General features: G+C 71.5%; 8 protein-coding genes. 4 read left to right on the top strand and 4 right to left on the bottom strand.

All coding sequences use genetic code 11. The features are described from left to right. Positions 1-115: 115 nt before the first annotated feature. Positions 116-994 carry a cellulose binding domain-containing protein gene (locus NIE79_RS06425; protein WP_238677671.1) on the bottom strand — a complete coding sequence of 293 codons (879 nt, stop codon included), beginning with the start codon at positions 992-994 and terminating at the stop codon, positions 116-118. Positions 995-1,201: 207 nt separating this feature from the next. Here NIE79_RS06425 and NIE79_RS06420 point away from each other — a divergent pair, with 207 nt between their 5' ends. Together NIE79_RS06420 and NIE79_RS06415 are read left to right on the top strand one after the other, a co-directional pair. Continuing rightward, positions 1,202-2,107 carry a hypothetical protein gene (locus tag NIE79_RS06420; protein ID WP_238677670.1) on the top strand — a complete coding sequence of 302 codons (906 nt, stop codon included), beginning with the start codon at positions 1,202-1,204 and terminating at the stop codon, positions 2,105-2,107. A 150-nt stretch (positions 2,108-2,257) separates the two neighbouring features. Then, entirely contained in the window at positions 2,258-6,292 is a 4,035-nt protein-coding gene (locus NIE79_RS06415; RefSeq protein WP_238677669.1) for an SdrD B-like domain-containing protein, read from the top strand. Positions 6,293-6,323: 31 nt separating this feature from the next. Here the strand turns inward: NIE79_RS06415 and NIE79_RS06410 are convergent, their stop codons facing one another. After that, complete coding sequence (locus NIE79_RS06410; protein WP_238677668.1) at positions 6,324-7,358, bottom strand: YwqG family protein; 1,035 nt, start codon at positions 7,356-7,358, stop codon at positions 6,324-6,326. Between NIE79_RS06410 and NIE79_RS06405 the strand changes: the two genes are divergently transcribed. Then, positions 7,357-7,992: an 8-oxoguanine DNA glycosylase OGG fold protein gene (locus tag NIE79_RS06405; protein ID WP_238677667.1), complete on the top strand. Its 636-nt coding sequence runs from the start codon at positions 7,357-7,359 to the stop codon at positions 7,990-7,992. The two genes, NIE79_RS06410 and NIE79_RS06405, sit on opposite strands and share 2 nt — an antisense overlap. Before the next feature lie 5 nt (positions 7,993-7,997). On the opposite strand, the gene NIE79_RS06400 is transcribed toward NIE79_RS06405, so the two are convergent. Next, positions 7,998-8,366 carry a DUF4180 domain-containing protein gene (locus NIE79_RS06400; protein ID WP_238677666.1) on the bottom strand — a complete coding sequence of 123 codons (369 nt, stop codon included), beginning with the start codon at positions 8,364-8,366 and terminating at the stop codon, positions 7,998-8,000. Continuing rightward, positions 8,359-8,811: a helix-turn-helix domain-containing protein gene (locus NIE79_RS06395; protein WP_238677665.1), complete on the bottom strand. Its 453-nt coding sequence runs from the start codon at positions 8,809-8,811 to the stop codon at positions 8,359-8,361. The genes NIE79_RS06400 and NIE79_RS06395 overlap by 8 nt, the downstream gene beginning before the upstream one ends. A 168-nt stretch (positions 8,812-8,979) precedes the next feature. Here NIE79_RS06395 and NIE79_RS06390 point away from each other — a divergent pair, with 168 nt between their 5' ends. After that, entirely contained in the window at positions 8,980-12,327 is a 3,348-nt protein-coding gene (locus tag NIE79_RS06390; RefSeq protein WP_238677664.1) for an ATP-binding protein, read from the top strand. The last annotated feature ends 59 nt before the right edge of the window (positions 12,328-12,386 follow it).

Here is a 12,386-nt window from a genome sequence, read left to right as displayed (position 1 = left end):
CCCTTTAAGCGTGATGCCTGTGAGTCATCACGATGACCCAGAGGCATCACGTTCGTCGGGACAAGGCCGGCCGGACCTGGAGCACGCCGGTCGCCCGCCGCCTGGTCGGGAGTGGTCAGGAGTAGGTGTCGCCGAACTCGCGTACCTCGTCGACGTCCAGCGTGATCCGGTCGTTCGCGGTCCACTGGCCGGTGGCGGCGAGCCAGCTGGGGTCGTCGCGTTCGTCGATGTTGCTCCAGCTGTGCCGGTGATGGCGTAGCTGGATCGGGCCGGTCGACTGGCCGGGCGCGAGCGTGCCGTCGGTGAAGGTCAGCTCCACCCAGCCGGGGACCGGCGTTCCCGGCGGGGGGCCTGGCGGGGCCGGCGTCGTCATCGCGGAGGGCGCGCCTGGCGGGACGAAGAACTGCACGGTCTGCTGGACCCGGTCACAACCCAGCGCGGCCCAGTCGCAGTTCGGCACCAGCGAGGTGTTGGCGCCCTCGAAGCGCAGGTGGTAGCGCACCCGCACGGTGCTCAGGTCGAGTGGCCCGGTGCCGGTGTTTGTCACCTTCAGAAGGTGCTGGATCTGGTTGTTGGTGGGGGACCAGTCCAGGTTGAGGTAGCTGACCGTCGCGCGGCCGGCCGCGGTGCGCACGGTGGTGGTGGGCGAGGTGTCGGAGTAGCCGCCGAGCGCGCGGGCGGCAACACCGATCCGGTACGTCGTGCCCGGTGCGAGGTCGGTCAGCGTGATCGTGGTGTCGGTGGTGGAGCCGAGGAAGCGGTACGTGTTCGGGCCCAGCGGCACCTGCACCTCATAGTTGATCGGCTGCTCCGCACCGGGCTCGACCCAGGCCGAAGGCGCCCAACTGAGCGTGAGCTGGTGTGGTTCGTTGGCTACCACAGTGGGGGCGCCGGGGGTGCTGATCGCCGGGCCGTCGGCGCGGGCGGCGGTGACGGCGAGCAGGCTCGCCAGCGTGGCGAGGGCGATGGTGGCGGCGACGCGGCGAGCGGGCATGGGCAAATGGTATGCACAAGCATCGATGCCTGCGCATCGTCCATCAGTCCAGAGGCGTCGAACGTAGGTCCAGTCCGTTACGCGACGTAGTCGGCTTGGAGATAATGCCTGGTCGCGTGGCTACCTAGCGTGAACCCCGTCATCACGAACGGCCTCGACGTCGGCGTCGCACCTGCCGCCCCGTCCGGCCTCAGACGGGAGAAACACATGCGTACTCAGAACAAAAGCCGGCGGTACGGCGCCCGAGTGTCAGTACTCGTGCTCGGTCTTGTCGCGACCGGAGCGGTGCTCGTCCCGGCGAGCCCGGCGTCCGCCGCGGTCCCCGGTCTGGTGCGGGTCGCCGCGACCAGCGTCAACAACTCGGCCGACTACCACAGCGTCACGGCGACCTGCCCGGCCGGAAAGGTGCTCACCGGCACCGGCTACGAACTCAACGGCGTCACCGGCGAGGGCATCGTCGACGACCTGCGCCCCAACGGCGGCGTCGCCACGGCGCCGACGGCTGTCACCGTCGGCGCCTACGAGACCGAGGCGTTCGCGGGGAACTGGTCGGTGACGGCGTACGCGATCTGCGCCAACCCGCTGGCCGGCCTGGTCCGGGTGGCCACGACCAGCGTCAGCAACTCGACCGACTACCGCAGCGTCACCGCGACGTGCCCGGTCGGGAAGGTGCTGACCGGCACGGGCTACGAGCTGAACGGCGTCACTGGTGAAGGTGTCGTCGACGACTTCCGCCCCAACGGCGGCGTCGCCACGGCGCCGACAGCTGTCACCGTCGGCGCCTACGAGTCGGATGCCACAGCCCTGAACTGGTCCGCCACCGCGTACGCGATCTGCGCCAACCCCCTCGCGGGCCTGGTGCGCACCTCGGCCGTGGGGGCCAGCAACTCCCTCGACTTCCGCAGCGTCACAGCGACCTGCCCGGTCGGGAAGGTGCTGACCGGCGCTGGCTACGAGCTGAACGGGGTGACCGGCGAGGGCATCGTGGACGACTTCCGCCCCAACGGCGGCCCCGCGACCGCCCCGACGTCGGCGGCGTCCGGCGCGTACGAGGAGGACGCGTTCGCCGGGAACTGGTCCGACACGGCGTACGCCATCTGCGCCCTGCCGTAGCCGCGTTCCTCCGGTGTGGTCGTCCTGGCAGCGTCCGGGACGGCCATGCCGTTTGTCCGTTATAGAACCTAATGTCGGATCAAGATGGTTTAGTGGGGCGGTAATCCGCAGACCAACAATGGTCGCTCGAACAATGGGCTGCTCACTTTCATGTCTCCGATTCGCAGGTCCCCGTCGTGGTGGTCCGGCTTCGCGGCCTCGGTGCTGGTCGCCTGCCTGGTCGCCACGACAGTCGTCGCGCCCGCGCCGGCCGAGGCCGCCGTCAACCAGATCGCGCTCACAGTCATCTCCGACGGCGTCGCGCCCTTCGACAGCCTGGACAGCGGCGCGAACAACGGGCGCGTACGCACGAAGGACGTGTTGACCTACGGCTGGGGGTACTCATCGGATGGTGCCGGCGCGGGGTCGGTCACCTTCGTGCAGACGCTGACCGCCCCATCGTTGGTCCGCTTCGACACGTCGAACCTGGCCCAGTGCACCGGCCCGGGCGGCGGCAACATCAGCACCGACGGGCAGACGCTGACCTGCGCCGTAGCCGTGGACGCGACGGGCGCGGGCACCGTACCCATCAGCGTCACCATCGGCGGCAGCGTGCCGAACGCAACGACCATCGGGGCGTCGCTCACCGCCAACGCCGGCGCCCTCAACGGTGGCACCCAGAGCACCACAGTGGCGGCATTGCCCCAGCTCAACCTGCAGGCCAACCTCTTCGGCACCCCGACGCCCGCGTCAGTCGGCGGGGCCAGCGGCAGCGGGTACGCGTTCAGCTTCGTGGTGACAGTGCCGACCACCGCCAAGGGCATCGAGTTGGTGACCGCGCCCCTGACGTTCACCGCCGACCTGAGCACGATCTCCGCCAACGCCGTCCTCGTCGCCGGCTCCTGCGCCCCGGTCAGCAACGGCGGATACGGCGTGCCGTACGGCCGGATCGGGATCGTCGCCAACGCCACCGCATCCAACTCGGTGGTCAACTCCGGCACCGTCGGGTGCACCCAGACCGGGCGCACCGTGTCGATCACGATCACCGGCGCCGACCTCGCGGGGCGGACCAGCCCCACCTTCGGCGCCCAGGGCAACACCCTGCCCAGCACGCTCAGCTACCTGGCCTCCGGCACCTTCACCGTCTTCGTACCCAGCGGCGACAGCACCTCGACGATCCAGTCCACCATCCAGTACCGGGGCTTCGACCCGACCAGCGTCACCGGGCAGTCCAACTTCGGTAGCGGATACGAACCGGGCGGTGAACCCGCCGCCGCCACCTGCACCTACGTCGCGGCGAACGCCACCCGGGCGAACGACAACTGCTTCTCGACGACCTTCGGACCCCGATCAGCCGGATACAACGGGTACTTCTGGACCACCGACACCCCCGCTGGTCTCCCCGCCGGCAACGCCACAAACGGGACCGCGGGCGACGGGATCGCCTCACCCGGGCAGACCTACTACGACCGGCTCCAGCTCTACTCCACCAGCGGACCGGCCCTGGTCGGTGCCGCGATCTGCGACAAGTGGAACCCGACCGAAACCCGGATCGTCGGGGCCGGGCGGGTGTACCGCAACAACACAGTCATCGCCCCCAGCGAATACCTCGTCGAGTACGGCGTGTTGAACCTGCCCGACGACAACGCCCGGCGGACCACCTCCTGCGCCACCGGTAGCTGGTTCGGCTCGATCGACGCCGCCGGCGGCGCCGCAGTGGTCAACGCCGTCCGCTTCACAGTCACCTGGACCATCGGCAACGGCGAGGTGAGCTACTTCCACCCGCAGTTCCAGGCCCAGCCCAACCCGACCGGCACGATCATCGCCAACTTCGACAGCGGACGACTCGGCGGGGCCGAAACCTGGGGACCCTCCTACTACAACCGGGTGACCAACAACCCCTCGTACACAGGAAACCGGCTGACCCTGACCGACGGCGTGCTGCGGGTGACCCAGTCGAACGGACTGCCGGTCGGCCAACAGTTCGTGGCCGCCGGCAGCACAGTCACCTACACATTGACGCCCACCGTCACCCGGGCGACGTCGGCCACCTCGCCGGTCGGCGGGGTGACCATCACCGACACCCTTCCCGCCTGCATGAGCTACGTCGCCGGCAGCGCCCGCTACGTCTCCGGCGGTGCCACGCTGGCAGTGGAGCTGACCGCCGCGCAGCACGGCGCGGACGGCATCCCGTGCACCGGCGACAGCGGCGAAACCGGGCCGAGGCTCCTGCTGAAACTCGGGGCGATCACCCCCGGCGTCACGATCCCGGCGATCACGTTCCAGGCCGTGGCGCTGCGCATCGCCTCGGACAACACCGCAGCTACCAACCTCGCGGTGATCAGCTCGGACGCGGCCGTCGCCATCGACGTCGCCCGCCGCACCACCAGCAACACCATCGCGGTACGCAACCAGACGCAGTTCGCCCTGTCGGAGTCGACCTCCACCCCGCAGGTCACCGCCGGCGACCCCATCAACTTCACGCTGGCGTACCGCAACATCAGCGGATTGACAGTGCCCTCGCTGGTCCTGTTGACCGAGCTGCCGTACAACGGGGACGGCCGGTCCGCGTTCACCGGGACCCTCGCCTACACGGGCAGCGCCGCGCCGGCCGGGGTGCAGGTCCAGTGCACCAACCGGGCGCACGGCACCATCACCCCCAACCCCGGCGACTACACCCCGACCTGCGGGCCGGACACCACGGCGTTGCGCGTCGTTGTCAGCAACCTGGCGAACGCGGCAGTCGACTCGGTGCGGATCACCCTCACCCCGAGCGGCAACGCGAGCGGCGACCGGTACGTGAACACCAGCACCGGCAGTTACACCCCCAGTGGCACGACCACGCCGGTGGCGTTGCCGACCACCGAGGTCACCCAGGTCACGGTGGTCTCGTCCGGCATCAGCGGTCGGACCTGGAACGACGTGAGCGCCGACGGGATCCGCCAGCCTGGTGAACCGGCCGTGTCGGGCTTCCCGGTCACCCTGTCGGGCACCAATGACCAGGGCGCGTCGGTGAGCCGCTCGACGACGACAGCGACCGACGGCACGTACGCCTTCACCGGGCTGCGGGCCGGCAGCTACACGGTGACCTTCTCCCCGGCCGCGCTGCGGGCCGACCAACGCTTCTCGCAGCGGTCACAGGGCACCAACAGCGCCGTCGACTCCGACGGCGACCCGAGCACCGGCAGTACGGCACCGCTGGCCCTCGGCACCGGGGCCAACCTGAACGACGTCGACCAGGGCATCCGCCTGCTGCCGCCCGCGATCAGCATCACGGCGGCCAACGCCGGATCGGGCTCGGCCACACTGAGCTGGACCGCGCCCGACTACCTCGGCAGCCCGATCGTGTCTTACACGATCACGCCGTACATAAATGGCCAGGCGCAGAGCGCGCGCACCGTCGACGGCACCGCCACCACCCGAACGCTGACCGGGCTCACCCCCGGCACCACCTACACCTTCACCGTGGCGGCGACGAACGTCGTCGGAACCGGGCCGGCGTCGGCGGCCTCCGCGCCGGTCCGGGTGAACGCCCCACCGAGCCTGTCGTTCCCGGCCCCGCCGAACGGGCAGGAGACCATCGCGTACAGCGTGCAGTTGGTAGTGACCGGCGGCACCGCGCCCTACGCCTGGACGGTGAGCGCCGGGACGCTCCCGCCGGGGCTGACCCTCGGCCCGACCACCGGGCTGCTGGCCGGCACCCCGACCACCCCGGGCAGCTACCCGTTCACAGTGGGCGTCACCGACGCCAGTGGGCTTTCCGCCACCCAGGCCGTCGCCGTGCAGATCGAGGCCCTCGTCGGGCTCAGCATCAGCGTGCCCGAAGAGTCCGCGCTGGGGACGATCTCCGCGGGAGAGGGAGACTTCTCCGGCCAGCTCGGCACCGTCACGGTGACCGACGACCGCGGACCGACAGCCGGGTCGTGGCAGGCGACGGTGACCGTCACCGACTTCACCACCGGCGCCGACACCGCGATCATCGGTCGGGGCCTGGTCAGTTACTCGTCCGGGCCGGCCACCGCCAGCAGCGGCAACGGCGTCTTCATCCCGCAACCGGGGATCGGGCTGTCCGCGTCGCAGGTCGCCGCGGGCTGGTCCGGCACCGGCCCGAACGTGGTGTCGTGGAATCCGTCGCTGCGGGTGGTCCTGCCGGTGGAGCGGGTCGCCGGCACCTACGCGGCGGTGGTGACCCACTCGGTCGCGTAGGACGGCGGGACCGGCCGCGGGCTCGTCCGCCTCACGGATTCCAGTAGACGAGGACTTCGGCCTGGTCGAAGCGGCACTCCTTCAGGTCGGCGCGCTGGATCACCCAGTGGATGCTCGCGCCGCCCTGCCTGCCGCCGTGAAACTCGGCCAGCACAACCCAGTCACCATGGTCGGGTGGCCCGCCACCGCGCACCGATCCATCGTGGCCGGACCGGCCCGAGGGGTTGGCGCCCAACCACGCGGGGTTGAAACCGTTGCAGTCAGTGCCGTAGCCGCCCAACAGCAGCGGCGTCGTCCCGTCTGCGTAGGAGAACGCGCCGTCCGGCACGTCGTCCAGGACTTTCTTCCACACCTCGGTCATCTCTTCGAACGGGGGATCTCCCGGCAGCGGCGGAGACCACGGGGGCCCCGGGATCGTCTTGACGTAGGGCAGAGAGATGTCGACAGTGAGGTGCAGATCGCCCTGCGGGATCTCCGCGTAGACCTCGGCGAACTCCTCGTCGTCCGGAGGAAAATCAGGCGGGTACTGCTCGCGCTCCTCGACCGCCACGCCCGCCGGCACGTACCTGACCTCGCCCCAGCCGCTTTCTTCGGGCCAGCCGAACAGCAGCAGATGGCCGTCGGACGGTAGTGGTAGGTCGGTCACGTCTGCCGGAAGGGCAGCGCAGTCGATGGTGGCGATCAAGGGGTACTCGGGCTCTTCGGCGTCGGCCGGAAGCATCAAGGGCCCACGGATGGCGCCCACTACCGGCCCGTCACCCCCCTGCGTCAGGAGGGCGGACGGACGGGCGAGCCCCAGCCAGCGCTCCACATCGGCGGCGGGGATGTCGCGGCGCAGCGCCTCGGCGCGGACCTGATCGAGGATCTTCACGTTTCGGGGAAGCACTGGAGCACCGTAGGTGAACAGTGCGACGTTCACGACCCCGCCGGGTGCCGGCCGCCCGGAAGGCAGGCGCCGCTGCTGTCGATACCGCGATTTGCTGTCGCAGGGCGGCAGGGGGAAGCGCCCGACCATAGCGTCCGAACCACTGATTTCGGTGAGCGCGCGATCTGTGGGAGGCGACATGCAGACGACCGAAGGTGTGGCGTTACCGGGCGAGCGGGCCCCGGTCACAGTGAAGGTCGACCGCTGGCGGGCGGGGCTGCCGCCGGACGCGTGGCCCGAGAGCCTTGCGGCAACCGGCGAGATCTGGAGGCGCGACGTCTTCGCGGTGGCCGAGGCGTACCGGGCGGGGTCCGCGAGCCCACGGCAACTGCTGGTGGCCGTGCTGGTCTGGGCTTACGGCCCCATCGGGTACGGCCCGTGGCGTGCCGCCAGGTCGCTCGACGCCGATCCGTTCGGCAAACGCCTGGCGTACGCGCTGGAAGAGGTGTCCGTGCCAGCGCCCGACGAGGAGGCGCTGCGCACGGCGTACCGCCGCTTCCGCGACCCGGATCACGCTCGCCTGCCCTGGTTGGGGCCGGGCCTGTTCACGAAGGTCCTCTACTTCATCGGTTACCGGCGCGGGGTGGGCGGCGTGCAGCCCCTGATCCTCGACCGTGTCGTGGCCGGCCTGCTCCCCGCCGAGGCGGGTGTCGGCCGGCGCAACGGCTGGTCGTCCGAGGAGTGGCTGGCCTACCTGCGGTGGGCAACCGAGCAGGCTCGGGTCAGGGGCGTGGAGCCGGACGCGGTGCAGATGGCGGTCGTGCCCGACCGGTGAGGTGGCTATCGGGCGTCGCGTAGGCGGGTGTCGAGCGCGTCGAGGTCGGGGACGAACCAGATCTGCCCGCCCTGGTTCGACTCGTGCACCAGGGCGCGCAACGCGGAACTCTCCGCGAGCTGCGCCGAGATGTCGCCGACGACGGCCAGCCGCACCCGGTAGTTGACGAACTTCTGCATCACGTCGCCGGCGAAGCGGGTGCCCAACGAGAAGAAGCGTTCGTCGAGTCGGTTGGCCGGCACGGCGACCACCTGGGCGCCGAGGAACGCCGCGCCGATCAGGTCCAGCGCGTCCTGCTCGGTGGCCACCGGCGGCCCCGCCGGGTCGCAGACCAGCACCGGCACCCCGGCGCGTTCCTGAATCTCGTCAGACATCGTGGACCTCCCGGTCGAGCAGGCCGTTGTCGGCGTTCAGCACAGCGTCGAGCAGGTGCAGCAACTCGGCGGTCGCGGCCGGGTCACCCAGGATGATGATCTTCATGCGGTGGCGTTGCTCGTCGTACACGGTCTGCACCCGCAACGGGTTGGCCTGGTCGTGGCCGGTGTTGGCGCTGGTGAGCACGAGCGTGCCGACCCGGTCGGCGGCGGCCCGGTCGACGCCGTCGATCTGCACGATGCTCGACACCTCCGCCTGCCTGGCGACGCTGGGCGCGGCCGGGGCCTGCCCGGTGAGCGCGTCGAGATCACTCGCGGCGATCCGGTACTGCTTGCCGATCCGCACCGCGCGCAGCCGGCCGGAGCGGATGTAGCCGCGAACCGTGCGTACGTGTAGCCCGAGCCGGTCGGCCACCTGCTCAACTGAGTGCATTTCTTCCGTCATCGCTCCCTATGCTACCCGAGTGGGGAAGTATGGGGAGTGATGGGGTCGACTCGTTTACGACATCAGCTCCAAAGGCTCCGAACCAACCTGGGCCGGCGAGGCCCCGCGAGGCGTTCCGCCGACCAACTCGCCCGCGCTGTCGGACGGGTCCAGTACCGTCTGGAAACCATGGACGCGCTCGCCGACGCCATCATCGGGCGGGATCACCCCGCGGGTCTGCTGCGCGCCGAGCTGGATCGCGCCACCACCAGCCACGGCGGTCTCGCCCTGGTCACCGGCGAGCCGGGCATCGGCAAGACGACCCTCGTCACGTCGGCGGCCCGGGAGGCCCGGCAGCGAGGCGCGCTGGTGCTCGGCGCCGCCTGCTGGGATTCCGACAGCGCCCCCGGTTACTGGCCGTGGGTGCAGGTGCTGCGTGCCCTGCGGCGCTCCGCCGACGACTGGGCGGTGGCGCGGCAGTCCGCCGAGCCTGCCCTCGCGGCCCTGCTCGGCCAGTCCGGCGCCGGCGGCGAACAGGCCGGTCGCCTGGTCAGTTGGGCCGGCGTCGACAGCGGCCCGGACACCGCCGAGCAGGAGGCGTTCGCGCTGTACGACGCGGTGACCGCCGCGCTGGTCGCCGTCTCCCAGCACCGGCCGGTCGTGGTCGTCCTCGACGACCTGCACTGGGCCGACCCGGCCTCGCTGCGGTTGCTGAGTTTCGCCGCCCAGCACACCTGGTTCGAGCGGCTCCTGCTGATCGGCACCTACCGCGACGCCGAGGTCGAGTCGGGTGAGCATCCCCTGCGCCCGCTGCTGATGCCGCTGGTCGCGAAGGCCACCACGATCACCCTCACCGGTTTCACCCGCGACGAGGTGGCCGCACTGATGACCCGGACCGCCGGCCGGGAGCCCGACGCCAGCCTGGTCGACGAGGTGCACCGGCGCACCGGCGGCAACCCGTTCTTCGTCGAGCAGACCGCACGGCTGTGGCACGCCGACGACGCGGTCGGCGCGATCGCACCTGGCGTACGGGAGGCGGTGCGCCGCCGCCTCGCCCAGCTGCCCGCCGCCGTGGTGGAGGCGTTGACAGTCGCCGCCGTACTGGGTCGCGAGTTCCACCGTCAGGTCCTCGCGGCCTGCGCGGCCGCACCGGCGGCGCAGGTGGACCGGTTGCTCGACCGGGCGGTGACCGCCCGGCTGGTGGTCGCCCGGGGCGGTGGCCGCTTCGCCTTCGCCCACGACCTGGTCCGCGAAACCCTCTACGACGGGCTGACCGACGACGACCGGCGCGCCCGCCACGGCGCTGTCGTCCGGGCGGTCGACGACCTGCGGGAGCTCACCGACCGGCTGATCCCCGCCGACCTCGCCCGCCACGCCTACCTGGCCGGCCCCGCGCTCGACCGGGCCCGGGTGGCCACGCTGCTGGTCGCCGCCGGGCGGGACGCCTTCGCCCGGCTGGCCGGCGACGAGGCGGCGGTGCACTTCCGCCGAGCCCTCGAGGTCGTCGAAGACCCGGCACAGCGGGTGCGGATCCTCGTCGAGTTCGCCGAGTCGCACTATCACCACGCCCGCCGGGAAGAGGTCACGCGACTCCTGGCCGAGGCCGCCACGCTGGCCCGCTCACTAGACGACTCGGTGCTGCTGGCCCGGGTCGCGCTCACTGTGAACCGCTCCCGCCAGGTCGATACCGCCCAGTCGATCGAGGCGGCGGAGTTGGTGCGCGAGGCGTACCGCCGGTTGATCGGCGAACCGGACGCGACAGCGACGGTCGGTGCCCTGGTCGCGGACCTGATCACCGCGAGCGAGACGATCGCCCGTCGAGGGCAGGACGACGAGGCGCTCACCTTCAGCCTCTGGGCCCGCCACGACACGACCTGGGGGCTCGGCACCGCAGCGACCCGAGCCGCGCTCACCGCCGAGATCCGGGACGTGGCCCGTCGGACGGGCGACCGGGAAACCGAGCTGTGGGCCACCTCGCTGCGCTGGGTGGCGCTGCTGGAGCTGGGCGACCCTCGCTTCGCCGAGGAGCTCACCACCTTCGTCGACGCCGAACGGCAGGGCGACTTCGCCCGGCACCGGATGGCCGCGGCCGTCGACAGCGGGATCATCGCGGCGTTCCAGGGTGACTTCGCCACTGCTGACGAGCGGTTCGCCATCCTCACCGACCAGACCGAGCCGGGCCACACCGAGTTCGGGTTCATGGGCCACCACCTGCGCTGGTCCCGACTGCTGCTCCAGGGCCGGGTCGCCGAGGCCGCCGCGCTGGTGGACGGGCTGGCCCCGATCGACTACCCCTACCGGGAGCTGCTGCGGGCGATCACCGCGGCCGAGCGGGGCGACGGCGAGACGGCGGTCCGGCTGACCGCCAGCATCGAAGCCGCCGCCATCCGGTACCCGCGCCCGGTGTCACCGCTCTGGCTACGGCTACGCGCGCAGGCCGCCGCGGCGTCCGGCAACCCGAAGCGCTGCGACGCCGCGCGGGCCGCGCTCGCCCCGCACCGTGGAGAGTGGACGGTAGGGCTCTTCGGCTGCGATATCAGTGGCCCCGTCGACCACTGGCTGGCGCTGATCGACGCCGCCCAGGACCGCTGGGACGACGCCATCGCCGGCTTCACCGCCGCTCGGGACTCCGCCGACCGGCTGGGCTCCCGGCCCTGGTCGCTGCTCGCCCGCACCGGCCTCGCGAACGCCCTCGCCGGCCGAGGTCAGCCGGGCGACACCGCGACGTCGACAGCGCTGCGCGCCGCCGCCGTTCGGGAGGCGACAGCCCTCGGCATGACGCAGGTGCTCCACCGGCTCGCCGCCCCGACAGCGCTCGACGCCGACCTCCCGGACCAGGCCGTCGGGTCGGTTCAGCCTGCTGGGTGGGGCCAGGTTGTGGCGCCCGGCCAGGCCGCCGCGTCGGTCCAGACCATCAGATCGGGCCAGGCCGTCGGGTCGGGTCTGGCCGTCGCGCCCGGCCAGGCCGCGCCGGTCGCGACCGCGATCGAGGGGTACGAGTTTCGGCGCGACGGGCCGGTCTGGCAGCTCGCGTACGACGGTGTCGTGGTGCACCTGCCCGACGCCAAGGGGTTGCACGACCTGCACCTGCTGCTCAGCCGCCCGGGCAGCGACGTGCCGGCGGTCGAGTTGCTCGACCCGGCGGCCGGGCCGGAGCTGGTAGCCGCCCGCCGGATGGGCGCCGACCCGGTCCTCGACGACGAGGCGAAGGCCCGCTACCGGCGGCACCTGGCCCGCCTCGACGAGGAGATCGACCGGGCCGCCGCCCGCGACGACGACCGGAAGGTGTCCAAGCTGGACGCTGAACGGGGTGCGTTGCTCGACGAGCTGCGTGCCGCGGCGGGCCTCGCCGGCCGAAGCCGCCGCCTGGGCGACGAGGCCGAGCGGGCCCGCAAGACGGTGACCGCGCGAATCCGCGACACGCTGCGCAAGCTCGACGACCGACACCCGGCACTGGCGAGCCACCTGCGAGACGCCGTCTCCACCGGCACCACCTGCCGCTACCTACCCCCCAACCCCCTGCCCTGGCAGCTCTAACCCCACCCCCAGCCCTCCGCCCTCAGCCCACCGCGATCTTGCACTTTCGGTCGCCGATT

Source organism: Micromonospora trifolii, from assembly GCF_022229005.1.
GTDB classification, from domain to species: domain Bacteria; phylum Actinomycetota; class Actinomycetes; order Mycobacteriales; family Micromonosporaceae; genus Micromonospora; species Micromonospora trifolii.
This window is presented reverse-complemented; position numbering and strand designations above follow the sequence as displayed.